The 25,230-nt window shown below is 33.3% G+C and carries 31 protein-coding genes; 10 read left to right on the top strand and 21 right to left on the bottom strand.

The window, feature by feature from the left end; genetic code table 11:
- The first annotated feature begins 18 nt into the window (after positions 1 to 18).
- A complete protein-coding gene (locus K5781_RS04905) occupies positions 19 to 402 on the top strand; it encodes a CopG family ribbon-helix-helix protein (protein WP_297441346.1) in 384 nt (127 codons plus the stop codon).
- Here the strand turns inward: K5781_RS04905 and K5781_RS04900 are convergent.
- Genes K5781_RS04900 through pyrB form a run of 3 tightly spaced genes read right to left on the bottom strand, consistent with a single transcriptional unit; the run spans position 399 to position 3,443 of the window.
- On the bottom strand, positions 399 to 1,754 hold the full coding sequence (locus tag K5781_RS04900; RefSeq protein ID WP_297441344.1) for a PEFG-CTERM sorting domain-containing protein: 1,356 nt from the start codon (positions 1,752 to 1,754) through the stop codon (positions 399 to 401). The genes K5781_RS04905 and K5781_RS04900 overlap by 4 nt on opposite strands.
- Positions 1,751 to 2,461, bottom strand: a complete 711-nt coding sequence (locus K5781_RS04895; protein ID WP_297441342.1) for an LON peptidase substrate-binding domain-containing protein — start codon at positions 2,459 to 2,461, stop codon at positions 1,751 to 1,753. The genes K5781_RS04900 and K5781_RS04895 overlap by 4 nt, the downstream gene beginning before the upstream one ends.
- A gap of 52 nt (positions 2,462 to 2,513) precedes the next feature.
- The gene (gene pyrB, locus K5781_RS04890) at positions 2,514 to 3,443 is read right to left on the bottom strand and encodes an aspartate carbamoyltransferase (protein WP_297441340.1); all 930 of its coding nucleotides are present in this window, start codon (positions 3,441 to 3,443) and stop codon (positions 2,514 to 2,516) included.
- A gap of 41 nt (positions 3,444 to 3,484) precedes the next feature.
- Between pyrB and pyrI the strand changes: the two genes are divergently transcribed.
- Entirely contained in the window at positions 3,485 to 3,946 is a 462-nt protein-coding gene (gene pyrI / locus K5781_RS04885; RefSeq protein WP_297441338.1) for an aspartate carbamoyltransferase regulatory subunit, read from the top strand.
- A 38-nt stretch (positions 3,947 to 3,984) separates the two neighbouring features.
- Here pyrI and K5781_RS04880 read toward each other — a convergent pair whose 3' ends face one another.
- From K5781_RS04880 to K5781_RS04855, 6 genes are all read right to left on the bottom strand, one after another.
- On the bottom strand, positions 3,985 to 4,275 hold the full coding sequence (locus tag K5781_RS04880) for an ATP synthase subunit C (protein WP_179373023.1): 291 nt from the start codon (positions 4,273 to 4,275) through the stop codon (positions 3,985 to 3,987).
- A gap of 67 nt (positions 4,276 to 4,342) precedes the next feature.
- Complete coding sequence (locus tag K5781_RS04875; RefSeq protein ID WP_297441334.1) at positions 4,343 to 4,474, bottom strand: hypothetical protein; 132 nt, start codon at positions 4,472 to 4,474, stop codon at positions 4,343 to 4,345.
- Positions 4,474 to 5,103 (bottom strand): V-type ATP synthase subunit D, encoded by a 630-nt coding sequence (locus tag K5781_RS04870; RefSeq protein WP_297441332.1) that lies wholly within the window; start codon positions 5,101 to 5,103, stop codon positions 4,474 to 4,476. The genes K5781_RS04875 and K5781_RS04870 overlap by 1 nt, the downstream gene beginning before the upstream one ends.
- 4 nt (positions 5,104 to 5,107) lie before the next feature.
- The gene (locus tag K5781_RS04865; protein WP_297441330.1) at positions 5,108 to 6,493 is read right to left on the bottom strand and encodes a V-type ATP synthase subunit B; all 1,386 of its coding nucleotides are present in this window, start codon (positions 6,491 to 6,493) and stop codon (positions 5,108 to 5,110) included.
- Positions 6,490 to 8,268, bottom strand: a complete 1,779-nt coding sequence (locus K5781_RS04860) for a V-type ATP synthase subunit A (RefSeq protein WP_297441328.1) — start codon at positions 8,266 to 8,268, stop codon at positions 6,490 to 6,492. The genes K5781_RS04865 and K5781_RS04860 overlap by 4 nt, the downstream gene beginning before the upstream one ends.
- A gap of 3 nt (positions 8,269 to 8,271) precedes the next feature.
- Entirely contained in the window at positions 8,272 to 8,871 is a 600-nt protein-coding gene (locus tag K5781_RS04855) for a V-type ATP synthase subunit E family protein (protein WP_297441326.1), read from the bottom strand.
- Positions 8,872 to 8,958: 87 nt separating this feature from the next.
- Here K5781_RS04855 and K5781_RS04850 point away from each other — a divergent pair, with 87 nt between their 5' ends.
- Complete coding sequence (locus tag K5781_RS04850) at positions 8,959 to 11,058, top strand: V-type ATPase 116kDa subunit family protein (RefSeq protein WP_297441325.1); 2,100 nt, start codon at positions 8,959 to 8,961, stop codon at positions 11,056 to 11,058.
- Positions 11,059 to 11,071: 13 nt separating this feature from the next.
- Here K5781_RS04850 and K5781_RS04845 read toward each other — a convergent pair whose 3' ends face one another.
- The 3 genes from K5781_RS04845 to K5781_RS04835 are packed head-to-tail and all read right to left on the bottom strand — an operon-like array spanning position 11,072 to position 12,185.
- Positions 11,072 to 11,236, bottom strand: coding sequence for a hypothetical protein (locus K5781_RS04845; RefSeq protein ID WP_297441323.1), 165 nt, complete (start codon positions 11,234 to 11,236; stop codon positions 11,072 to 11,074).
- A 32-nt stretch (positions 11,237 to 11,268) separates the two neighbouring features.
- Complete coding sequence (locus K5781_RS04840; protein ID WP_297441321.1) at positions 11,269 to 12,063, bottom strand: hypothetical protein; 795 nt, start codon at positions 12,061 to 12,063, stop codon at positions 11,269 to 11,271.
- Positions 12,060 to 12,185: a hypothetical protein gene (locus K5781_RS04835; protein ID WP_297441318.1), complete on the bottom strand. Its 126-nt coding sequence runs from the start codon at positions 12,183 to 12,185 to the stop codon at positions 12,060 to 12,062. The genes K5781_RS04840 and K5781_RS04835 overlap by 4 nt, the downstream gene beginning before the upstream one ends.
- A gap of 155 nt (positions 12,186 to 12,340) precedes the next feature.
- Here K5781_RS04835 and K5781_RS04830 point away from each other — a divergent pair, with 155 nt between their 5' ends.
- Positions 12,341 to 13,333: a GAF domain-containing protein gene (locus K5781_RS04830; protein ID WP_297441317.1), complete on the top strand. Its 993-nt coding sequence runs from the start codon at positions 12,341 to 12,343 to the stop codon at positions 13,331 to 13,333.
- A 34-nt stretch (positions 13,334 to 13,367) separates the two neighbouring features.
- Here K5781_RS04830 and K5781_RS04825 read toward each other — a convergent pair whose 3' ends face one another.
- Positions 13,368 to 14,144 (bottom strand): sulfurtransferase, encoded by a 777-nt coding sequence (locus K5781_RS04825; protein ID WP_297441315.1) that lies wholly within the window; start codon positions 14,142 to 14,144, stop codon positions 13,368 to 13,370.
- Positions 14,145 to 14,213: 69 nt separating this feature from the next.
- On the bottom strand, positions 14,214 to 15,776 hold the full coding sequence (locus K5781_RS04820; protein WP_297441313.1) for an ammonium transporter: 1,563 nt from the start codon (positions 15,774 to 15,776) through the stop codon (positions 14,214 to 14,216).
- 127 nt (positions 15,777 to 15,903) lie between these two features.
- Here K5781_RS04820 and K5781_RS04815 point away from each other — a divergent pair, with 127 nt between their 5' ends.
- The 4 genes from K5781_RS04815 to K5781_RS04800 all read left to right on the top strand — a co-directional run bounded on the left by K5781_RS04815 (position 15,904) and on the right by K5781_RS04800 (position 18,603).
- Complete coding sequence (locus tag K5781_RS04815; protein WP_297441311.1) at positions 15,904 to 16,572, top strand: hypothetical protein; 669 nt, start codon at positions 15,904 to 15,906, stop codon at positions 16,570 to 16,572.
- A 62-nt stretch (positions 16,573 to 16,634) separates the two neighbouring features.
- The gene (locus tag K5781_RS04810) at positions 16,635 to 17,672 is read left to right on the top strand and encodes a V-type ATPase subunit (protein WP_297441309.1); all 1,038 of its coding nucleotides are present in this window, start codon (positions 16,635 to 16,637) and stop codon (positions 17,670 to 17,672) included.
- A 10-nt stretch (positions 17,673 to 17,682) separates the two neighbouring features.
- Positions 17,683 to 17,919 (top strand): hypothetical protein, encoded by a 237-nt coding sequence (locus K5781_RS04805; RefSeq protein WP_297441307.1) that lies wholly within the window; start codon positions 17,683 to 17,685, stop codon positions 17,917 to 17,919.
- A 33-nt stretch (positions 17,920 to 17,952) separates the two neighbouring features.
- Positions 17,953 to 18,603 carry a hypothetical protein gene (locus K5781_RS04800; protein WP_297441306.1) on the top strand — a complete coding sequence of 217 codons (651 nt, stop codon included), beginning with the start codon at positions 17,953 to 17,955 and terminating at the stop codon, positions 18,601 to 18,603.
- 251 nt (positions 18,604 to 18,854) lie between these two features.
- Here K5781_RS04800 and K5781_RS04795 read toward each other — a convergent pair whose 3' ends face one another.
- Positions 18,855 to 19,406: a hypothetical protein gene (locus K5781_RS04795; protein WP_297441304.1), complete on the bottom strand. Its 552-nt coding sequence runs from the start codon at positions 19,404 to 19,406 to the stop codon at positions 18,855 to 18,857.
- A gap of 69 nt (positions 19,407 to 19,475) precedes the next feature.
- Between K5781_RS04795 and K5781_RS04790 the strand changes: the two genes are divergently transcribed.
- Entirely contained in the window at positions 19,476 to 19,832 is a 357-nt protein-coding gene (locus K5781_RS04790; RefSeq protein ID WP_297441302.1) for a hypothetical protein, read from the top strand.
- Here the strand turns inward: K5781_RS04790 and pyrH are convergent, their stop codons facing one another.
- The 3 genes from pyrH to tmk are packed head-to-tail and all read right to left on the bottom strand — an operon-like array spanning position 19,833 to position 22,326.
- On the bottom strand, positions 19,833 to 20,516 hold the full coding sequence (gene pyrH / locus K5781_RS04785) for a UMP kinase (protein WP_297441299.1): 684 nt from the start codon (positions 20,514 to 20,516) through the stop codon (positions 19,833 to 19,835).
- Positions 20,513 to 21,748 carry an HD domain-containing protein gene (locus K5781_RS04780; RefSeq protein WP_297441297.1) on the bottom strand — a complete coding sequence of 412 codons (1,236 nt, stop codon included), beginning with the start codon at positions 21,746 to 21,748 and terminating at the stop codon, positions 20,513 to 20,515. The genes pyrH and K5781_RS04780 overlap by 4 nt, the downstream gene beginning before the upstream one ends.
- Positions 21,745 to 22,326, bottom strand: a complete 582-nt coding sequence (gene tmk / locus K5781_RS04775) for a dTMP kinase (RefSeq protein ID WP_297441295.1) — start codon at positions 22,324 to 22,326, stop codon at positions 21,745 to 21,747. Before tmk ends, K5781_RS04780 begins: the two co-directional genes overlap by 4 nt.
- A gap of 77 nt (positions 22,327 to 22,403) precedes the next feature.
- Between tmk and hsp14 the strand changes: the two genes are divergently transcribed.
- Entirely contained in the window at positions 22,404 to 22,784 is a 381-nt protein-coding gene (hsp14, locus tag K5781_RS04770) for an archaeal heat shock protein Hsp14 (protein ID WP_297441293.1), read from the top strand.
- Position 22,785: 1 nt separating this feature from the next.
- On the opposite strand, the gene K5781_RS04765 is transcribed toward hsp14, so the two are convergent.
- From K5781_RS04765 to K5781_RS04755, 3 genes are all read right to left on the bottom strand, one after another.
- Complete coding sequence (locus tag K5781_RS04765) at positions 22,786 to 24,330, bottom strand: AarF/ABC1/UbiB kinase family protein (protein ID WP_297441291.1); 1,545 nt, start codon at positions 24,328 to 24,330, stop codon at positions 22,786 to 22,788.
- A 3-nt stretch (positions 24,331 to 24,333) separates the two neighbouring features.
- Complete coding sequence (locus K5781_RS04760) at positions 24,334 to 24,717, bottom strand: hypothetical protein (RefSeq protein ID WP_297441289.1); 384 nt, start codon at positions 24,715 to 24,717, stop codon at positions 24,334 to 24,336.
- Positions 24,718 to 24,942: 225 nt separating this feature from the next.
- Entirely contained in the window at positions 24,943 to 25,140 is a 198-nt protein-coding gene (locus K5781_RS04755) for a hypothetical protein (RefSeq protein WP_297441287.1), read from the bottom strand.
- Positions 25,141 to 25,230 lie beyond the last annotated feature (90 nt).

The following is a 25,230-nucleotide window of genomic DNA, read 5'->3' as shown; positions in this document are numbered from 1 at the left end:
ATTAATAACATTAGGCATATGCCAATAGTTTCAATCTCATTAAATGATGAAATCCTCTCTGAATTAGACAAGCTCCAATCTTCAATGGGATTTTCAGGAAGATCTGAGGCCATTAGAGCAGGAATCAGGGCATTTGTTTCAGAAGAAAAACAAAAAGCAGATCTATCGGGAAATATTCATGCAATTCTTTTGGTGGTACATAATGACGAATTTGATCATGTTGTTTCTGGAATAACACATAATTTTGAAGATCTGATTACGACACATCTTCATAGTAAAATAGAGAAAGAAAAATGCATGGAACTGTTCTTAATTGATGGAGATGCAGAAAAGGTATCTACAATGACAAAAGACTTTCAGACAAACAAAAACATGGATACCGTAAAGTTGGTAGCCCTTTAGATTACCAATGAATTTTTTCTTGTTACAAAAATTATACTAATTATAGAAATTACTAATACAAAAATTGCAATACTTCCAAATTCAGGAATCACAACTAGAGCAAATTCAGTTTCTTGTCCAGTGTTTCTAATATTTTCAAATTTGATTACTGTAGGACCTGTTTGATCTTCAGAGAATGTAAATTTTTCAAATTCGCCTCCAATTTGTGCGGTTCCAGAAACACGATGTATTTCTTTTCCATTTTGAATTATTACAAATGTATAATCAGAACTTCTTAATGGTTCATTTGTTTTTCCATCTCTGATTGTAAAAATAAAATTAGTATCAATGTTTGGCTCTACTTCTATTGGATCCCATGCAAGGTTTACCTTAAAGTCTTCACTTTTTGTATATGCTTCTAGTGGAAATGCAGCATCCTCACTAACAGATAATCTAAATGACATATTTTCTGGCAAAGGTTCTTCAGACTTTTTCATTTCATTTTTCATATATCGTAAATGGTCTTGCAGTAAAACAAGATGAACTACTCTTTCATGATCTTCTGAATAATCATCAACTGCAACAGATGATTTGAATAATTCAATTCCATTTACATATCCAGTGTAACTAGGAGATAAGAATTCTACAAAATCTTTTGGAAAATGTGTTTCTACATGTACAACTGGAACATGAGACATTTGTTTTTCACTCCAGTCAAAAGGCATTTCAAAAGTAACCTCTTTTACATCAGGATTATACTTAAAATTAGAAATTGTGTCAAAATACGATTTTGAGCGAAACTCTACATCATTATTTTCAGAATCCTCTTGAATGAAAGATACAGTCTCAATTAGGCTCAAATCTGCATTATAAACATCAGAATTTTCTATGATGTTTGTAGGTTCATCAATTGTTCTGACTTCAATCTCAAAATTATACAGCCCACCTGAGTTAAACAGAGGTCCAGTAATCTCTATTGGATTAGATTCGGTTCCATGCCAAGCTCCAAGCAAAGAATCTTGCTCACCATGAATGATTATTTTTGGATCTTCAGTAGGTGTAACTGTTATGGGCAAAATACCATTTTCTGCAAAGAAATAGTTTCTGAAGATCATTTCATCTTTATAAAATAGACCAATCAGAAAAGTGACATTTTTTGCAGTTTCTTTTGTTTCGTCTTCAGTTACTGTAATTGTAATTTGATCTTGTTGATTTTCAAAATACATAGGCATTTCTACTGAAATTGAAATCTTTTTTCCCTGTACATCAACAGAAGATATTGTATCGATTCCAAATCCATGTCCGTAAGCACTGGCAGGAAATAATAAACACCCTATGATTGCAAAAATTGCAGAGTGTTTCAATGACATCATTTTACTGTTAACAATTCTTCTATTCGTTTAATTAATTCATCCATAGATGTTGCCTCCAAAATAGGCTGAAGTTCGTTTGGATCCTTTGCACCAAGTGCAGATAATGAGTAAATGTAATCAATTGTAGGAGTGTCAGTGTTAAGATAATACTGTTCTAAAACATGATCCAATGAATGTGAATCAACAACTTGTGGTAAAGCTTGTTTGATAATTTTCTTTTTCCATAGTTCAACTAGAGATTCCCATTTCTCAAGAGAAATACTTTCATCAATTTCTGGAATCATTTCAACTTCAGCTTGTATGTACATTTTTTCTTCTGTTCCAATTTGTTCATGTAATTCAGAAATTTCCTGGTGTCCCTCTACAGATAAAGGATCATAGTTTTCAGGCTGTTTAATAGATGGTGGGATGATTCTTTTAATTTTAAAGGAATTTCTTCCAATGGTTTCAATGTGTAGTTGTAATCCATCTAATTCCACATCTTCACATTTTGAGATTTTGGCAATTGTCCCAACTAATTTTGGTGAATTCCAACCATTGATGGAATTACTTTCATCAATTAGGCATACTCCAAATTGACCATCACCAATCATGCAATCATCAACTAGTTGTTTGTATCTAGGCTCAAAAATTCGAAGAGGTAGCTCTTGTCGTGGGAATAATACCAAGTCTAATGGAAATATCGGAATAATTTTTGTTTCAGTCAACTAGTCATATTGAAATGTCTCTAGATATATGGAATACGGATTTTCTAAAAAATTAAAATCCGTTCTCGTTGAGAATCATACCTAACAAAGCAGAACGAGTGTATTTTCCATATTCAGCTTGTTCAAAGTATTTAGCATTTTTTGTTTTATCTACATCAGCTGAAATTTCATCTATTCTAGGTAATGGATGTAAAATTATTGCATCATCTTTCATTCTTTTTAGCATGTCTAATCCAACAACATAACTTCCTTTTACTTTGAGATACTCTTCCTCATCAGGGAATCTTTCTTTTTGAATTCTTGTAACATAAAGAACATCAAGATCATCTAGATGTTCTTCAATGTCAGTAGTTTCAGTATAGTCTAATTTCTTTTTTATTTCATAAGTAGAGTCAGATCTAATTCTTAGAGATTCAGGAGAAATAAGACTAACATCAACATCATAATTTCCTAAACCATGCAATAGAGAGTAAACAGTTCGTCCATACTTTAGATCACCCACAATTCCAATTTTCAAACCATCAATCTTTCTCTTTTCTTTTTTGATTGTAAACAAATCTTGAATTGCCTGAGTGGGATGTTCTTCGGTTCCACTACCTGCATTAATTATTGGTTTATCAGAAATTTCAGCTGCAAATCTACTTGAACCATCTAGAGGATGACGCAATACTAGAACATCTGAATAAATTGACATGATTCTAACAGTATCTGCAAGACTCTCTCCTTTCTGAGTTGATGATGAAGTAATATCAGAGATTCCAAGAGAATTTCCACCGATTGAGGCTATGGCAGATTCAAAACTTAGACGGGTTCTAGTGCTTGGTTCATAGAACAGATAGCCCAAAGTTTTGCCTTTACAAATTTCTCTTCTTTCTGAAAGGCTAAGTTGCATTATTTTATCAGTAGATGTAAAGATAGTTTCCAGTTGATCTTTGGTATAATCCTTAATTGAGATAATGTCTTTTTGGTAGAATTCGTTCATTCTTTCAATAATATATACAGGTGACTATACAAAGTATTCTGATGGAACAGTCCGACCTTATGGTTCGACGAATTAAGGAAGGTACTGTAATTGACCATATAGATGAAGGTAAAGGTCTTCAGGTTCTCAATGCTTTAAGAATTGATGGGAAAGATGGCAGTTTAATCACCATAGCCTTGAATGTACCAAGCGGAAAATTTAAGAAAAAAGATATCATCAAAGTAGAAAACAAGTTTCTAAAAGATGATGACACTAACAAGTTAGCAGTTATTGCCCCAACAGCAACAATTAACATGATTAAAGAATACAAGTTAGTTGAAAAGAGAAGGGTAGCATTACCAAACGAGATTGATAGAATTTTTAGATGCTCAAATCCTGATTGCATTACAAACAGTACAGAATACATTGAATCTGTGATGGATGTAATTAACAAAGATGGGAGAGTTCTCAAGTGTAGGTATTGTGCTAGAGTTCTAGATGTTACTAAGCTAAAATACAATTAAAGAAAAAATCTAAAAATTTGAAAAAGATGTAGTTTGGACTATTGTCCTAAGATGATAAACATCATAACTATACCGTAGATTGCGATTGATTCGACCATACCTACGAAGATGAATACCTTTGACTGTAAAGCTGGGTTCTCACTAATGACTGCAAGACCTGCTGCACCTACTTGACCAAGACCTATTCCTGCTCCACCGGCTGCAATACCAAAGGCTAAACCAGCACCTAAGAGTTTCATAGAGTCGCCACTAGATGCACCATCTTCTTGAGCAAATGCAACTCCAGTTGATCCTAGAATTGAAATTGCTGATGCTGCCAAAAGTAACATGACGATAGATTTCATTTACGATCAGGCTCCATGATATCCATATTTAAATCATGATGAGATGTGAAGCTCAAATTCGATCTAAAGTTTTCTTTTTGAATGATGAAAGATCGTCTTGGATGGATTTTACAAAATTATCATAATTTCCATCTAATTCCTTCTTTGAGTTTTCAAGTAATTTTTTAATTTCTTCTTTTGCCATTATGTGCTTTCCATCTTTTCTTTCACTTTTTTTAACTTTGCGAATTCTTCTCGTTCTCTCTCTTCAAGAGTAGAGAGAATAAATCGAATATTATCTTTGTATTGAGGAATAATGACATTTTCAAGTGCGTTTAACAATTTTTGTGTTTTTTCCAATGCTTTTGCAAGACTAAAAATAGAATTTTCATATTCTGCTGCTTTACAAATTTTTGGCATCAACTCTTTGATTTGCTTTGCTGCTCTATCGATGGAAGAGTTTGTATCTGCAAATCCATAAGGCATTGATTTAGTATCTTTTTCAGTTACGGTAAGTGCTGGAATTTTAACATCAACAACTCTTCTAACATGAACGTCTACTTCCATTACGGGTGGAGTAGATTCTGCTACAGAGTCAACAGTGTTTGTTCCTAATGCAAGATAAGCTTCATTTACTGATTTGTAAATATCTTGCAAAGGTTCCCAAATACCACCTCTTGCTTTAGATGCTTCTTGGATCATCTCTTCAATATTTTTTAATAGAACTTTACGTTTATCATCTAGAATTTGCTGAACCATTACGGCTATTTGACTGGATTTTTTGTATTTGAAAAGTTCAATCTTTGTTGCTGCAACGTTTTGTCCAAATGACATTTAGTTACTCTTCCTTGTAATATTGTTCTACGTACTTGTCTTTGATTTTAGTAATCTCATTCTTTGGTAATTTTGAGACAATCTTCCACATGAGAGCAAGGGTTTCTTCAATTGTTCTGTTTTCATCAGTTGCTTGTGTAAGGAATTCTTTTTCAAACGTATCTCCAAGATCCAAATATTTGAGATCAATTTCAGTTAAACCTGCTTTTCCTACAATACCAGCTAGTGCTCTTACTTCTTGAGCTCGAGAATATGCATCATAAACCTGGTTAGAAATCTCACCGTGATCTTCTCTAGTACTTCCTTCACCAATACCGTCTTTCATCAATCTACTAAGACTCATCAAAATATTGATTGGTGGATAAACTCCTTGTCTGAATAAATCTCTACCAACTACTATTTGTCCCTCAGTAATGTAACCAGTAAGGTCAGGAATTGGGTGAGTAATATCATCAGAAGGCATTGACAAAATTGGAACTTGTGTAACACTACCTTTTCTTCCATTGAGTTTTCCTGCTCTTTCATAAAGTGTTGAAAGGTCAGTGTAAAGATAACCAGGATATCCTTTTCTTCCAGGAACTTCTTCTCTTGCTGCACTAATTTCTCTTAATGCTTCTGCATAGTTTGTCATATCAGTAATTACAACTAGTACGTGCATTCCTAACTCAAATGCCAAATATTCTGCTACGGTTAAAGCTACACGAGGAGTAATGATTCTTTCAATTGCAGGATCGTCTGCTGTATTTAGAAATAGAACACTTCTTTTCAATGCACCAGATTCTTCAAGACTTCTTCTGAAATATTCTGCTTCACTGTATTGCACACCAATTGCTGCAAATACCACGGCAAAATCATCGGTGGTTCCAACAACACTTGCTTGTCTTGCGATTTGTGCTGCTAAAAGATTGTGAGACATACCAGAACCAGAGAAGATTGGAAGTTTTTGTCCTCTAACTAGTGTCATTAATCCATCAATTACAGATACACCAGTTTGAATGAAATCCTTTGGATATTCACGTTGTTCAGGATTCATTGGTTCTCCGTTAATATCTACAAATTTATCAGCAATTGGATCTGGGAGTCCATCTTTTGGTCTTCCTAGTCCATCAAATACTCTACCAAGTACCTCTTTTGATACTGGCATTTCCATAACTTTACCTACAAATTTTGCATTAGTTCCAGAGATTGATAATCCAGTTGTTCCCTCAAAGACTTGGACGATTGCTTTACCGTTTCCTACTTCGAGAACTTTACCTAATCTTCTTTCACCCTCAGTAGTTTCAATTTCAACGAGTTCATCAAATGCTGCATTTTCAACATCGTCTACAACAACTAGAGGGCCTTTGATTTCTGCAATCTTACTGTATTGAACTCCGCCTTCTGCTGTCAATTTGATACTTTCACTCCTGAAATTGATTTGAATTGTTCTTGCATATCTTTATCTAATTGATCAAGTTTTGGCATCTCATCATCTTTAACATCCATTCTTGCTTTAAGTAAACTGCTTACTACACCTAATTCACGGATGTCAGAGAGTGCTGCACCTTCTTTGAGTGCTTGTTGTCCTTTGTTGTAAAAGTCAACACATAATTTCATTAGTTTGAATTGTTTTTCGGGACTACAATAAGTATCAACATCATCAAATGAGTTTTGTTGTAGCAAAGCAATCTTTACCATTCTTGCAACTTCAAGAATTAATTTTTCTTCATCAGGTAATGCTTCTGGACCTAAGAGTCTAACAATTTCTTTTAGTGTATCCTCTCTTTGTAAGACACCATAGGTTTCACTTCTAATGTTAAACCAATCTTCACTGATGTTCTCACTCCACCATTTTGCAATGTCTGCAAGATAACCAGAATAACTATTCATCCAGTTAATGGATGGATAGTGTCTAGAGTATGCAAGTTTTGCATCCAAAGCCCAAAAAGTTTTGATAAATCTCATTGTGTGAGTTGTAACTGGTTCTGTAAAGTCACCACCAGATGGAGATACAGCACCAATCAATGTAACTGAACCATCACGTTCTGGACTACCAGCTGCTTGAACACGACCTGCTCTTTCATAAAATTCTGCTAATCTTGATGCTAAATATGATGGATATCCTTCTTCTGCAGGCATCTCTTCTAATCTACCACTCATTTCTCTGAGTGATTCAGCCCATCTACTTGTTGAATCTGCTACAAGTACAACGTCTTTACCCATATCTCTGTAATATTCTGCAATTGTGACACCAGTGTAGATACTTGCTTCCCTTGCTGCTACTGGCATGTTACTAGTGTTTGCTACAAGGACAGTTCTATCCATCAAAGGTTTTCCACTACGTGGATCTTTAAGATGTGGGAATTCAACTAATACTTCAGTCATTTCATTTCCTCTTTCACCACAACCAATGTAAACAACAACTTGAGAATCAGCCCATTTTGCAATTTGGTGTAATGTTACAGTTTTTCCTGTTCCAAATGCTCCAGGAATTGAACCGGTTCCTCCTTTTGCAATAGGGAAGAATGTGTCAATAACACGTTGTCCGGTTAAGAGTGGTACAGTAGGATCGTATCTCTTATGATATGGACGTGGTTTTCGTACAGGCCATCTATGATACATTTTGACTGGAATAGATTGTCCGTCTTTTTCAGTTGTAGCTAGTATAGTTTCTAAATCATAATCTCCTTCAGATACAATGTTTGAAATTTTTCCGCCTGCATGATCTGGTGGAAGCATAATAGAATGTTCAATAAGATCAGTCTCTTGTACAGTTCCGATAATATTTCCTGCAGCAACATCGTCACCATTATTTACAGTTGGAACAAAGTGGTATTTTTTTGTCATATCAACAGCAGATGTTGTGATACCTCTTCCAATGAAGGAACCAGATGCTTTAGATAATTCTCTTAGCGGTCTTTGAATTCCATCATAAAGTTGTCCTATAATTCCAGGACCTAATAATACACTTAGTGGGTTACCAGTACCTACTACAGGCTCACCTGGTTTAAGACCACTTGTTGATTCGTATACCTGAATAAAGGCCACATCGCCAGTTAATCTAATTACTTCACCTACTAATTTTGAATTTCCTACAGTAACAGTTTCATACATTTTTGCGTCAGACATTCCGTCTGCTTTTACAGCTGGGCCACTTACCCAAACAATTCTACCTTGAGCTGCCATTTTCTAATTTCCCACTCCGAATTTTGCTGCAATATCTTTCCTTATTAAAGGCTTCATACGTTCAATTCTTGCATCGATTGTATTATCAAATGTCATTGCACCATCTTTGGATTTTACTTTAATTCCTCCAAGACAATCAATTGTCTCAGGAGATAGTTCTGCTCCTGTAAATTGAGATAGGGTTGATTGGACAATATCTCTGTCCTTTGCATTTGTTGAAATGATAATTTCTGAAGTGCCCAAAATTTTGGTTGCTTCTTCGATCAAAGTCTTAATGAAATTGGAATAATCACCACTACGATCAGCATTTGCAATTTGGTCTAATGCTGTTGAAAATACCTTATCTACTGCTTCTTCTAATATCATCAGTTGTTGGTTTCTGGCCTCAATGTCAGAACTTCCCGTAATTTGTTTTTCAATCTTATCTGCCTCTTTTTTGCCATCAGAGATAATTTTATCATATTCACTCTCTAATCTAGGAATAGCATTGTCTAGATTTTGTTGAGATTCTTCTAATCCAGATTTAATATTTGCCAAAATGTCTTGTTCGGTATTTTTCAAAATTTTGTCAATTGTACTTTCTAATGCCGAATTAGATGCCAATGGGAGCCGTTGACTCGTAATGGATTTTAATGTTTGGGAATGGAATCAGAAAGATATTAAACTCAATGAAAATACCCAAAATTTGTCTTGGGAACAGCCGATCTAAAACTTGGAACCGTAATTTTACCAAGAAGTGAGTCTCCAAAAGCAATTTCAAGATTGACAGAGTTTGAGTGGTATCACAAAATTGATTCTGCAAATGACCTTGTAACGCCTGAAATCGATGATTTGTTACTAAAGGCACAGCAAACTTACCAATCCATTGATGATGTTATCAAAGGAATGGGCATCCCCTTAGAAGTAGGGATTATGGAGATTTTATTCAAAGGAACTGTAATCAAGAAAAAAGATTATGAGATTAATGAAATTGAAGATATGGTTGAGCAACTTAGTAAAGATGCTCCAACTATAATTGAAAAGCCTGCAAAACTCCTAGAAGAAGCAGCAACAGCTAGAGTGTCCATTGAAGAATACAATTCTCTCAAAGACACTTTGGAAGTAATAAAAAAGATGAAGATGGATATTTCTGGATTTGGTTTAATGAGACACTTTTTTACAAATCTCTTTGTTATCAATTCTGAAGATTATGATGAGATTAGTCGCTCTCTAGAAGGAATTACAATTTACAAATATGACTTGGATAATAAAGAGAAATCCGCAATTCTAGTAATTTCTGATTCCAAAGATTCTGAAAAAGTTCTCAAGGTTTTACGTAGTTTCAACTCTAATACTTTTAAAATCCCAGAAGGGTTTCCTCAAATTCCTAGTGAGGCATATGCACTCGCAGAATCTAAAATTAAAGAATTAACTGCAAAACAAGCTACAATCAAAAAAGAATTAGCAGGGATTACAAAGAAAATCAGACGAGATATTTTATCACTACATGAAAAAGCACAAGTCGCAAAAGATGTTCTTGAGACTTTGAGAAAACCAGGAGGAACCAAAAACTTTGCAGTAATTCAAGGTTTTATTCCAACAAAGATGGCTTCAAAATTTACGGAATCAACAAAGCAATGGATGTCAGTTGTTGAAGATATTACTGATCCTAAACTTAAAGAAGAGATACCAACCTTATTTGACAATAAACGATTTGTAAGAACTTTTGAAGTAATCACAAAGAGTCAAGGAATACCAAAGGCTGGAGAACCAGATCCAACTCCAATGATTGCTCTAATGTGGCCAATCTTCTACGGATTGATGTTTGCAGATATGGGCCATGGTTTGTTACTCATGGCATTAGGTTTGCTCTTCAAATTCAAAGGACAAGGAGAACTATCAAAGTGGGGAATGCTCATAGCAATTTCTGGTGCATCAGCTGCAATTGCGGGTGTGGCGGCAGGTGAAGCATTTGGTTTCCATCTTGATCATATGGGTCCATTTGAAGGATTACTTGAAGAAGGCGGTGCCTTACATTCAGTTAGTTGGATTGTAGGAATACTCAGTGTTGCTGAATTAACATTTGAACAAGTAATCAACATTCTCAAAGTTTCATTATTCATTGGAATTGTTCATTTGGTTTGGGCAATGGTTCTTCGTGTAATTAGATTGTTAAAGGAAGGACACAAAATGGTAGTCTTTACTGAAGCAATTCCAAACATTACACTCTATGGAGGAATTGTGGTTATCATGATGTGTGCAATTGGTTCACAGTATGATGTAATGAATATGTATTCAAAAGTCCATACAGAAGCTGTTCCTTGGGTAACAATGTTCCTTGGAGATTGGGCACAAGTTTGGATTGTTACAAGAATTTCAGTAATTATTGTAATTGCATCAATGGTTATTATGATGGTTGGAGGTGTAATGCATGCAAAGAAACATCCTGAAGATGGAGCAGATCCTGCAAGTGTCATTATGGAAGTTCTTCTAGGTAAAACGGTAGAGAGTTTAGCTCATACAATCAGTTATGCTCGACTTGGAATTATGTTACTCGTGCATGCAGCTCTGCTTATGACGGTAAACAATGCATTTACATCATTAGGAGGTTCTGAATCTGGTGGTGCAATGGCAATGATCATTGGCGGAAACTTGGGTATTATGATGATTGAAGGGTTAATTGTATACATTCAGTCTCTCAGATTGCACTTGTATGAATTCTTTACAAAATGGTATGTTGGTGGAGCACAGCCATTTAGACAAATTAGACCAGAATTGATTTACAACCAATTCATTTGGAAAAGAAAATAAAATTTAAAGAAATCTAATCTTTCTTAGCTTTATCGTATCCTTTTTTGGCAGCATCCTTTGTTGTATCATAACCTTTTGTGCCTAATTCAGCACCTTTTTCGATACTTTGTTTGCCGAGATCAGTTCCTTTCTCAATACCTTTTTCTGTAGTATCTTTGAGTTTTTTTAGAAATCCCATGAAAAGAATTAGTATGATTATAAATAAATGATTTAATTATTCTCATAAAGATTTACTGTAACCTTGGTAGTCCATGGTTTGAGATTATCAGGAAATATTACAAGTAGACCACTATCTTTTGTGATATTTGTACATGTGCCGCTATAGCTTTGTTTGTTTTGTGCATAACATCCTGATTCTTTGTAATAATCAAAATCATCCATTACAAAATTTTCACGTTGTTTAATTGAAGATATAAAATATACATCAAAACCCAAATCTTTGTTATCAGTTTTTACACTATAGTCATATGATGTTGTATTTTTGGAGGAACAAATTGGAAAAAATTGTGCAAATCCATTTTTAATTTTTAATTGCTGTTCAAAATTTTCATAATTTAGATTCTCAATATCAGGATAAACAGAAACATCTGGATTTGTATTCAACTGCTGTCCTTGAACATATTCTATTTCATGTCTTACAGTATCTATTGCCTTTCTATACAACATTGGTTGCCATTCTTCTTGACAATCACTGAATTCATGTTTTAGCTCAACGTAAGATTTGTTGTTCAGAGTTTGAAGTTGATTTGTATTATACTCTTTTGATTCAGCATCAAAAACATGATTCACACTACTAATTTTATCAGATTTGTACCAAGTGTTTGTAACATCGAAAATAATATTTTTTGAATCACTATTCCATTCTGGAAGTAAATGAACATAAACAGAATATTTGTTTATTACTTCTTGAGTGTCTGATGCAAAAATTAAGTGGCCATAAAATGCATTTACAAAAATTATAGAAAAAGCAAGAATTGGAATAATCACATATAGACTTTTATTCATTTTGTATCTCCAAAATAGCTAAAATGCAAACCACATGATTTGCATGAAAATTTATCATCTTTAAAATTAATTTTTTCAGAACCACATTTTGGACATTCCTTACTTTCAATTAACTCAGTCATGATTTATTATAATGAAAAATAGTACATATGTTGGATGGAATAATTATCATATAAAATTGTCCAGATTGGACATGCATATAGGCTAAAAATAAAAATTTTAATAAAAATTGTCCAGATCGGAAATCAATAATAGATTGTCCTATTAATAAAATTAGTTGGTTGACGAAGTAGATAGAATCATTTTATCTCATCTAGGTAAAAATGCAAGAATGTCTTCACAAGAATTACAAAAAATTCTTGATGATTTAGGACATACAATTACAGGTAGAGGAATTAGACATAGGTTACAAAAATTAGAAAAAAATAATGTCATACTTGGATACTCTGTAATTTTAAATCCAAATATTTTGTCTAAAAAAATTAATCGAACTATAATTTTGAAATTCAAATTTTCAAAAGACACATCTGAATTAATTGATAGGTTAGCAGAATATGTTATTGATTCTCAATTTTGTACATTTTCTAGTAGATTAAGTGGGGATTATAATTGGATCTGTCATTTTGTTTTTGATTCAATTGAGCAATATGATCTTGAAATAAATAATTTCCTAAATAGTTTTGGTAAATTAATTTCAGATTTTAGATCTTATGAATCAAACACCATAAAATCATCTCCTTATATGATTTATGAAGATCAGGAAATGAAAGAAAGAAAAAGAAGAATTTATGAAATTATAGAATCACTAAAAAAATATGATAATATTAATGACAGATTTCAAGAAATTGTTGAATACATAGTAAAATATTTTGATGCATCTTTTGCCCGGATTTGGTTAGTAGACAAGCAGAGAAAAATGTTGATTTTAAAATTTAGTGCTGGAAAATATACACGGATTGATGGAAATTTTTCCAAAGTACCAATTAATTCACTAAAAATTGGACATATTGCAAAAACCAACAAACCCGTGGTTTCAAATGATGTTGTAAATGACCCAAGAATCAAAATACATAATTGGGCAAAAAAAGAAAAGCTCAAATCATTTATTGGATATCCACTATCTTACAAAGGAAAGGCAGTTGCTGTTGTTGCTATGTTTAGTAAGAAAAAAATGAATCATCATGATTTTGAATTATTTGGACTATTTTCTGAGCAGCTTTCAAAGGAATTAACCGGATTTTTTGAGGCTAAAGACTTTCTTTCAGAGTAATGTTTGTTTCAAGAAATTTAGTCACTAAAGAAATCTATTTCTCAATTGGCAAATCTAATCGATTTCCCCATTCTCCCCAAGAACCAAGATAGACTTTGACATTGGTAAATCCAAGTTTTTTCAGAACCAAAAAGGAATTGGCAGCACGATATGCTCCTTGACAATATGTAACAATTTCAGTATCTTTTGGAATATCATACATTTGTAATAATTCTGAATCATTTTTGAAAGTACCATCATCAGAGAGATTTTGATTCCAATCGATATTGATTGAATTTGGTATGTGTCCAGATTGTGCTGCTCTAACCGTACTTCCATCATATTCTCCAATAGAACGAGCATCAAGTATTTTCAAATTATCTAGATTATCTCGAATATGTTCAAATCCTGTAATGATATCTGGATTAATTTTTCCTGCAAATTTAGATGGTTTGAATCCATTTGGTTTATTCTCTAACGGTAAATTTTCATTTTTCCATTTAGAAATTCCTCCATCTAGCATTGAAACATTTTGATGTGAAAAATACATCAACATCCAGACACCTCTAGCTGCAAGCATTCCAGAAACTGAATCATAAAAGATAACTTTTTTCTCAGGAGTTACTCCAAGAAATGAAAGTAAATTTTGTGTTTGTTTATTGAAATTTTCAATTCCCTCTTTTGTAGTATCAATCCAATGAAATGCAAATAGATCAAGATGTACTGCACCTGGTACATGTCCCTCTGAATATTCTTTGAAGGAACGAGTATCAGCTATTATGATATCTAAATCATTAAGTTGTGAATTTAATTCACTTGTAGAAATTAACATGATTTAGATAAAATGATCAAATGTAAATTTATTTGGATTAAATAAAAAGAAGAAAAGAAAAGGGTTTTTCTATTCGTTAACGTATGCTCTTTCGCCATGCTGTGCCAAATCGAGACCAATCTCCTCTTCTTTAGGAGTGACTCTGATTCCGCCAGGCCATACGGCATCCATTACTTTGAGGATTACAATTGTAACACCAAAGGCATAGCCTATTGATATTGCAGCACCAATGATGCTGATTGCTTGCTGTTCCATACCTTCTGCTGTACCAGTCCATGCTCCGATACCGTCTCCAGTATCCCAAACGTGAGGACTAGCGAGTGTACCAGTCAAAATTGCACCTGTAAGACCACCCATTCCGTGTACTCCCCATACATCTAATGCGTCATCCCATTTACGGGCACTCTTGAATGCGATACATCCATAACAAATTGTACCAGCTGCAATACCGATTATAATCGCAGCCATTGGACCTACCCAACCTGAGGCTGGTGTGATTGCTACCAATCCTGCTACTGCTCCTGATGCAGCTCCTACAACACTTGGTTTTCCAGTGTGTGCCCAAGACATGAGCACCCAAGTGACTGCAGCCATACCAGTTGCTGTATTTGTAACAGTCCATGCGCTGACGGTAATGCCGTCTACCATAACTTCACTTCCTGCATTGAAACCAAACCATCCAAACCAGAGTATTCCTGCTCCGAGGACTACCATTGGGATATTGTGTGGTTCCATTGGCACTTTGCCATATCCAAGTCTTCTGCCAAGGACTAAGGCTCCTGCCAATGCAGCGAATCCTGAAGATATGTGTACTACAGTACCACCTGCAAAGTCTAATGCATAAGATGGCGATAAGTCTGGATCGAGGTCAATTGAACCTCCTCCTATGTAGCCTCCTCCCCAGACCCAGTGTGCAATTGGATCGTAAACGAAGGTACCCCATAAGAGTACGAATATGATAACTGCGCTGAATTTGATTCTGTCAATCAAACCACCAATAATTAGAACTGGTGTAATGATTGCGAAGGTTGCTTGGAACATAGCAAAGAGTTGGTGAGGTACTGTACCTGGCCATCCTTGGCTACACATGTCGCCTTCCTTAAATTCATTCATCTGGTAAGCTGCTGACCATGTATCGTGACAAGGACCAACTTCACCTAATGGTGCCCAAGCTGATACCATGTTAAATCCAACATAATCCAGGTTACCCATGAACATATTTGCATCAGAATCTATTCCGCCAAATGCTAGTGAGTATCCCCATAGAACCCATTGTACTGACATAAGACCCATTACAATTAAGGTCATACCAAGTACATTGACGATGTTCTTTGATCTGGCTAAACCGCCATAAAAGAAACCGACTCCTGGAGACATGAAGAGTACTAATGATGTTGCTGTAAGCATCCATGCTGTATCACCTGTGTCTATAAGACAAGGTAGCATGCCGCCTTCGCCATCATCATACCAACATTCGTTAGGGTTACCAGTGTAAATTCCACTGGTTCCTTTTACATATCCGTCCATACCATCTTCAACACTTTGTGCATATGCCTGAGACATAGCACCAGTTGCTGTGATAGATACTGCGGCTACAAGTAATAGAGCATACTTGTAGTTCCTAGAATTCATTAAATTAATCGAAATTGAAAATTATTTAAGCATTGAAGACTAGAAACCATTCAAAAAAGTAAATTGTTATATTTTACTATATTCTGATAGTAACATAAAAAATGAATATTATGATAAAGGTGAGTAAATGAAGATAAAATCAGATACGAAATTAGCAATTTTTGATACATTCAAAACAAAAGGGAATGATCTTACCGGGGAGGCTAATAGACAAAGAGCGATCATCGCCATTCTTGGAAGTAATGCAAATCCTGCAGAGAGGACCAGAACAGGAATTTCTCAAAGGATAGCTAAAAAGCATGAAATTGCATGGAAGAACATCTATTCAGGAATATTTCGAGATCTTGATGAAATTTTACTTCCTATGGGAATAGCAGAAGAAGATGGTAGATTGCCTTTGAAAAGAGGACCCAAAGCATTGCAAGAGAAAGGAATTCCATATTATCATTTGACCAAAAAAGGGATTTTGGTTGCATTGTCAATTGACGAATGCAAAAACAGAGAAAATCTTTTGATCGAGTTTTTTGCAAAGTCTGAACCTAAAGAAAAGGAATTTGAGAAGATTCTTTCTAGTCTTTTAAAAACTAGTCCAATTTTCACATACTCGATTTTTCAAAAATATGTCAAGGCTTTTTGTGAAAATAAGATCAAAGAATTGTTGCCATTTGATCTATCAAAATTACAAGATATCTCTGATGAATCTTTGATTATTCAAAAAGAGATTCTTTCAGCCTTTGCAAATCTAACAAAACAGGAAAAAGAAGAAGCCATCACATTTTTAGATAAAATTACCTAGAATTTGTTCCTAGAATAGGATCGCCAAACATTAAATTAGTTGCCTAAAGGAGATTGATCGAAATGGGTGGCTCTAAGAATGTCTATGCTTCTGTGAAAGCATACAGTAAACGAGGCAAGTTACTTACCAGGGCAGATTTTCAAACACTTGCTGAATCTAGAGATTTGGAGGAATTAATGACTAGAATTAAAAATACAGTTTACGGAGATGCCGTAGCAGATGTTCAAAAACCATATACTTCACAAAGTATAGAATCAGCACTCAGAAGTAAATTAGCAGATATTCATTATTCCATAGCAAAGACATCAGGAAATTCAGGTGTTCTTGATGCATACTATATGAAATTCATTATTTCGAATCTAAAACAAATCTTAAAAGGCAAAATCTTAGGAAAACCACAAGAAGAGATTGAATCACATGTCAATCTACATGCCGAAGAATTAATCAAACAAAGAGATGTTGTTGTAAAAGCACTTGTTTCAAAAGACTTTGAAGAAGCTGTTGCAAGTTTGAATTCAGTCGAATTTGCAGATGAAATTACAAAAGCTGCAGCATTATACAATGAAAAGAAAAATCTCCAAATCCTAGATACATATTTTGACAAAATATTGTTCCAACAATTAGCAGGTGCAATGAAAAATTATGCAGATAAAGAAGCAACTAAAATTGTTTCTATGGATATTGATTTTTACAATATCTTGAGTGTGATTAGAGGAAAGTTTTGGGGATTGCAAGAAGAACAAATTCAAGATTTGATTATCACAACCAGTCCACCTGCTAAAGAGTTACTTGGAAGAATGATGGCCGCAGGTACGGTTAGAGATGCATTTAACGAATTATCAAGTACGAAATACAAGGATTTAGTACCACAAGTTGAAAACGAATTAGATGCTATTGCAGAATTTGAACGTGCATTTGAGATATCAATCTATACTTCATCATTAAGATCATTCACAAAGATGTTTAGTTTTGCAACAATTGTGGGAATTACAAAATTAACAGCGTTTGAAATTAGAAATCTAGCAGCCATTGCTTTTGCAGTAGAACAAAAAATTCCAACTGAAACTACAATGTCAAAATTAATTCTAGAAGAAGAATAAGATTTTTGAAATGTTCAATTTTCCAAAGAAAAAAACTGAAATTTCTACAGAAGTTTTAATCAAATTAATCTGGGTTAGTTCATTTTTAGCCATGATTTTTGCCCTACCTCCTTTAGCAGTATTCTTAGGGATCTATTTTCTTACAGGTCAACTAATCGTTGGGGCAATCATTGGTTTTGGCCTTCATTTTGTAATTCTAGCCTTTTCAGGAAGAATTTCAAAAACAATCACCAAACTTGTCAGCTAAGTATAAGAAGTCAAATTGAGAGAATGATGTATTATGATGGGAGATAGGGATTTTAGAAGTATTGTTGAAAATGCACTAGATTCTATTGGAAAAGAGTTAAAAATCGACATTGATTCTGCAGATATTCAAACCATACATCTACATGAGGTTGTACAGTGTCTTAGGCGCTCATATTATGACAGGATTGATCCTCAAGAAGTTCAGAGAAGAGGATTCAATGAGCTTCTTTCAGGATTACTAAGAAAATTACAATATGGAAGTGATCCAAAAGAATTTGATGTTGATAATATCAAATTGAAGGGTCAAGTTGACATGCTAATTGATGATTCTATTTTCTTATTTAGAGGAGCAACAAATGAATTAGAAAATCCTCATGCTAGTGATATTCTTTATCTTAATGCGTGTATGTGGATTTATGATAAACCAGATGGAATAATTGTCTATATTTCTGGAGATAGGAAAGAAACAACATTTTCTATCTCACGTAGTAAGAAAATGTTTGAAGAAGTAATCAGACGAGTTAGAGTGTTAAATGATCTTCTCAAAGAACAAAAAACACCAATTTTAGAACCATCAACTGAATGTACTGAATGCCAATATTTTGAAAGATGTTTTATGAAAAAGAAGAATACAAAACAATTAGACCTGGCAGAAATGCTAGGATTTGGCAAAAAGAAAGATTAGTGAAAAATTATAAAAATATTGTAAAGGAAAAATTCCTTTGGTTAATCTAGTGGTTCTGGATGTCCTTTACCACGAAGAGCGAAACACACTACTGCGAGTGCAATTGCGACTCCTGCTGCTGCGCCAAATGCGGCCATACCTGCTTCTGCCATTTGATAAAAAACAATGAAACGGGCTTTTATAACTTTGCCAATATTTTTTCTCTAAAAACATATTATCATAATTCTAAGATTTTATGATACATTAGATCTTTATTTTGTGAATTCAAAATGAAGTTCATTTTCTTGACCACTAGTCATTGAGCTAAGATTGAAAAATACATCACCAGACACTCTCCAAGATGCAGTATCTTCTTCAAATGCTTGCCACAAATCGGCAGTTGTTCCAGTGTTTTTTAGTGTCTGAGAATCTCTAAGAATTATTGAGTTTTCACCAAGAAGAGTGTAGTAATTTGAGCCAAATTCAACCATTCCCTCAGGCCTACTACCAATCTGACCGCCTGTAATTTGTTCAGTCTCAGAATAGTTTGTTTCAAATAATTGATAATCCATAGTTTGTACAATCATTGCACGTGGATTTGGATTTGATAGTTTGAATGCCACATCGATAGTTACTGAACGTTCTGATATTTTTGCAATTGAAATATCTTCTAATTCAATTTGCAAAGGTTTTGCTTGTGGTATGTTTTGATTATTGGCATTTTCTGAAGTAGGAACAATCATTGTAGGTCCTATTAAAAGAATTCCACCTAAAATTACGGCAAGTGCTGCAACAGCAGCGCCAACAAAAATTTTAGGATTCATATTTTTGCATTTCCTCTTGATATCTTAAATGTTGAGATAGTTATTATACCATTGCAGGAAGAAAAAATTATGCAGTATTTTCAAGCAGTACAACAAGGAAAGCAAAGAGCTAGTAAATCACAAATGAAAATGTTTGAAGTGGCAGGATTTGGAATGCTAACATTAACTACAAAGAAAATTGATGGAAAATTTCATCCTGTCGGAGAAGAAGAATTTACTGCAGTAATCGAATCTCCAGATGGACATGTTGCAGTAATTGTAGATAAAGATGGTTTCACAAAAGCACAATCTAAGGCTGTGGAAAAAGACGAAGCATTATTAATTTACAAAAAACTAAGAGATACAGGAATTTCAGAATATCCTAAAAAAGAGATTCAGATATGGTCTGAAACAAAACCTACAATCCAAAACGAAGATTCTGTGTAATTATTTTGAAGGAAGAATAATTTCAGTGCCTACATCGCCACCTTTGATTGCTTTTTCAATAATTTTTGGATCTGCTTTTAGAATTCTTGTTTTAATTTTTGAGCGCTCAATTATTTTTAGAGCAACAATATCCATCAAATCATAACCACCTGCAACAGAATCTTCATGAACCAACATATTTTTCAAATTTTTCATTTCAATTCGTTTAAATTTTTTTGCTTTTTTGAATTTGTTAGGATCCATATCGTAAACACCATCAACATCTGTAGCATTAAGAAATTGTTCAGCTTTTACTTTTTCAGCAATCAATGCAGCAGTACCATTAGTACTTTGACCAGGGTGAAGACCACCTGCAACTACAATTAATCCATCATCAACTGCATGTCTAACTTCTTGTAATGAAGTTGGAGGGTGTGAATATGCTTTGTTTTTTAGAGCATAGATTAGCAACTTTGCATTAAGTCTTGAAATTTCAATTCCTAATTCATCTAATGTAGATTCATCAGCTCCTGAGGTTCTTGCATGAGAAATATAATGTCTAGCAATATTTCCACCTCCAGCAATAACTATGGGTTGACATACTTTACTGATTTTTACTAGAAATGCAGCATAATCCTTTAGAACTTTGACATTATCCATACCAAATACTCTTCCAGATAATTTGATTACAATTCGTTTTTTCATTTTAAGTCACCAAGGATTGATTTTGCGGCAATTTCAACTTTTTTTCTGTTCTTTTGGTGTGTATAGATTCTAAGTATGTTCATAAACCCAGAAATTGCTGAAACCACAGGTATTTGAGAAATAGGCATTTCTTTGGCAGATGATTTTCCATTCTCATTAGAAATCAAAACAATGGATTTTGACTCATTTTTAGATGGTGCAAGTGGGATTGAAGGAGTTACAGAACTATCAACAAATATTTCATTCTCATCAACTTTAGATTTTTTGGACAATTCAATTCTAAGTTCATTAGTTCTAGTTTTTTTCAAATTATTTTGACTTGTAAGAATTCTCTCAAAAACACATTTTATTAATTTCCTATTCTGATAGTCTTCTGCAAATTGTCTTGCTTGTTTTAGTTTAGTAGATTTTGAAGAGATTAATGATGATAAAACGTATTCGTCAGTTAATTTAACAAATTCATTTAGATTAAAAGATGTAAAACCAAATTCATCATCAGATAAACGTAAAGCTTCAATCAACATTACTTCTGCAGCTCGTACAGTTTTATGAAAATATACAGCTTTAAACATTTGATATCGAGAGTGCATCATGGATTCAAAAGAGTATAATGCTGAACGCTCTAAAGCAAGTTTATTTTTATGAATATCCAATGATTGTGTAATTCGTTTATGATCAACTTTAGCATGCTCAGCTCCTGTAAAGTAACCATCTCGAAGTAAGTAATCCATCATATCAGCACTTAAAGCTCCTGAAACAATTTCATTAAGATATTGAAACCTTGATTCTCCAAAAGCAATTTTTGTTATTAGTTTTTTATCAAAACCAGTTTTTGACAATATATCACCGATTTCTGAGTTTAGAATAATTTTTTTTCCATAATCTTCATGTGAGATTTTTTTCTCTTGAATTATTTCTTCAAATAAGTGAGAAAAAGGTCCATGACCAATATCATGTAACAAGCCAGCAATACGTAATATTTGAACATCATCAGAATTTAGCAATCCTTTTTCATTTAATGCAAAACCAGCTTGACTAGCAATGTGCATTACTCCTAAAGAATGCTCAAATCGACTATGTTGAGCTGCAGGATAGGTTAAATGTGCACCAGATAGTTGTTTAATTCGTCTTAATCTTTGAAAGATAGGACTATCAATAATTGGAAGCTCGTAATCATATACACGAATAAAGTCATGAATAGGATCTATAATATCCAAATAATTTTTTTTCATAATCCAAGTTTTTTAGAAAATGTCTTTAAAATTTCTTCATGAACTTCATCTTTTGGTTTTGACGCATCAATTATTTTCCAATGTTTTTTCTTTGCTGTAGTACGATAAAGTTTAGAAATTTTTCTTAAAAATTCTTCATTCTTTTCAAATTTGTCTCTATGGGTTTTTTGTCTACGAAATGATTCTTTTTGTGTAACATCAAGTAATATTACAAGATCTGCTTTAGGTAAACCTTCATCAAGACTTTCTAACCATTTCTGTTTCAAACCATTTGCCAATCCATATACTAAATTGGAATGATAATATCTATTCATAATCAAAACAGAGTTTTTTTCTTCTGCTGCCAAGATCTCATTAAGTTTTTCCCATCTATTAGCAGCCAAAAGACAATGAATTACCTGTGGAGGAAACTTTCTTTTTCCATCCAAATATTTTCTAATTTCTTTACCAATAGGTGTGCCATAGTCCGGAAAATGAAATAATTTAGTCTTGATTTTACGTTTTTTCAGGGCTTTTTCTAATAATGTTGATTGTGTAAGTTTGCCTGCTTGATCTCCACCTTCAATTACAATAATCATTAGTTATCAAATCAGAGAAATTTATTGATTAAAAATCTATCAAGGTTTATAACCAAAAATTGAGCATATAACACAAAATGGGACTAGTCAAAGAAGTTATCAAAGAAATTGGAAACAAATCAAGAGAATTTTATGAATTTGTTTTGCCACCAATTGACATGTATCTTAATGACAATAATCTAAAAATTGTAATTGATATTCCAGGATTTACAAAAAAAGAAATCGAATTAACGCTATGTGGAGATATCCTTTCTATTAATGCTAGAAAAACAATTGATGATAAAGAATCTAATACACTTATTTCAAATCAAAGGCCCAACATAATTGATAAAAAAATCAGATTACCAATTGAAATTAAAGAAGGTGAAGAGAAAATTGAATCTGCAAAATATGAAAATGGAATTCTTACATTAATAATCCCTATAATAAAAAAGGGTAAAGATATCTCAATTGAATAATCTAGTATTTTCTAAAAAATCCTGATGCTGCCATTATCAAACCAGAACTTATCATCCCAATAAAACCAAGTATTTCATTTGATTGATACAAAAATACAGATCCAATAAAAGTTGCAGATGCAAATATACTTCCACTTACTAAGACCATAGGTTTTCCTTTCTTCATGTAAACTTGAACTTCATCCATTAGCTTTTTCATTTCAGGTCCCATTTTTAGTGCAGAATCTATTGATTTTGAAAAATTATCAAATGAAATCTTTAGTTCTTCAACATACGCTCTTGGAATTAGGTTTTCCTCTTGAAGTATATTTCTAAGAACTTTGACAAATTTAAAATCAACATTATGTGTTTTGTAAATTCCTTCAATAATGGATGCCATTCTCATATACAATGCTAAATTTTTTGGTAGTACAAATGGGAATTTACTCATTGTTTGGTTAGCGAGTTCCATCAAACTTTGGACTTCCATCTCATCAGGTTTGTTTCCATGCATTGCACGAATAGAAAGTTCAATTCCTTTTTCAATTACTTCTCTATTGTATCCAGGAGTTAGCATTGAAAGATCATGCATAGCATTTACTACTCGAGGAGGATTTCGTTCAACCAAAGCAAGATACAGTCTGATTAGCTTGAATCTAGTTTCATTATTTATTCTACCAACCATTCCATAATCATACAAAATGAGTTTCCCCTCATCAGTCACTGAAATATTTCCTGGGTGAGGATCTGCGTGAAAAACTGAATGCTTTAGAAGCATCGTAAAGAAAACCTTGTGAACATCAATAACTAGTTGTTCTCTGTCGATTCCCTTTTCATCTAATTCCTTGACATTTGTTACCTTAATTCCAGGCAAATATTCCATAGTAAGTACATTTTTTGAGGATAATTCATCATAAACAGTAGGTACAACTACTTTGGTAGAATTTTCCATATCTTTTTTGATAGTTTTCAGATTTTTTGATTCGTTAGTATAGTCCATTTCTTCATAAATTGTTTCAATAAATTGGGACAGCATTGCTTTTGCAGAATATCGTAAATTTGGATCAACAAATCTTAATGCAAAGGGAAGAACTTTTTTTAGAACTTTGAGATCCTCTGCAACAATTTTTTCAATTCCGGGTCTTTTTACTTTTACAACAATTTGTTGTCCAGATACAGTTCCACGATAAACTTGACCTAATGATGCACCAGAAATTGAATTTGGATCTATTTGATCAAATTTATCACCAATTGCTCCAATTTCATTTTCAATTATTGGTTTAACTTGATCAAAAGGGGCAGAAGGAACACTATCTTGAAGTTTAGAAAGTTCTTCTAAATATGGTTGTGGTAAAATATCTGCTCTTGAAGAAAGCCACTGACCTAATTTGATGTATACAGGACCTAGTGAAATAAAAGTAGCAAGTACCTTTCTAGCATTTTTTCTAAATTGTTCTGAATCAATCTGATTTTTTTCTTGATTAATCCATTGTTTTCTATCCTTTCGTAATGCAAGAATTGATGGTAAAAGTTTTACAAGCACTTGAATCGTTCTTAGCGCAGACATACTTTACTCCAAATAAGTTTTAATTTTTTTAGTAGCTAAATATCCTATGTAGCCGGATATTATTGAAGACAATAATCTAGATGTAAGAATAGAATTTTTTGTATTTTTATTTTTTATTTTTTTTGCAATTTGTGAACCTCCAAAAACTGCACAAGCTAAACCAATTAAAACTTCTGGTGCATCGTAAACTAAATGTCCTATTGGATCTTTTCTTGGATCAATTCTATCATTATGGACTAAAAATTTATCATGATATTCTCTTATGTGTAAATTTCCATATCGATATTGTTTTTCTGCACCATTTTTTTGTCCAAGGAATGTTTCTTCAGCTCCTTCAAGCATAAATTCTCTCAATTCCTTTGGGACTTCAATTTCATCCCCAGGCATAATCGCAAGATCTGGTAATTGTTTATAATCTTACGGTATAAAGTATGAATGTCTAAGACCAAAAACGTATTGTATTTTGGTGACGACTAAACAAAATATTGTGAATTAGTATTTAGATCTCACTGATAATTTCTACGAGTGTCTTTTATTCAAATAATATACGTTAGTTTTAGATAGATAGGCTGAAGGCTTGATTCAAAATTGACCTTACACCATCTATTCAAACTAAGATTTTGTTATTTGGTTTTTTGTAAACATAATAAAACTGATTGAGAATGATACTAACATCAAAACTCCTGTAACATATGCATAATTAAATCCAATACCAGGATGAGTTTCTTGATGATAATAGTTAATCAAAAATGTCACAACAAGCAAGATAACTCCCGCAATCGTTAATTTTTGATGTACTTCCACATACATAAAATTCTCAATAACTATATGAATTTAGAAAATTGTTATGTTTACAATAATGGTGTTGTAATAAAACCTACTATGCTACCTGCTAGAAAT

Source organism: Nitrosopumilus sp. (genome assembly GCF_025699255.1).
Taxonomy (GTDB): Archaea; Thermoproteota; Nitrososphaeria; order Nitrososphaerales; family Nitrosopumilaceae; genus Nitrosopumilus.
Note: the sequence above shows the minus strand (reverse complement) of the source record. Positions and strands in the feature narration are given on the sequence as shown.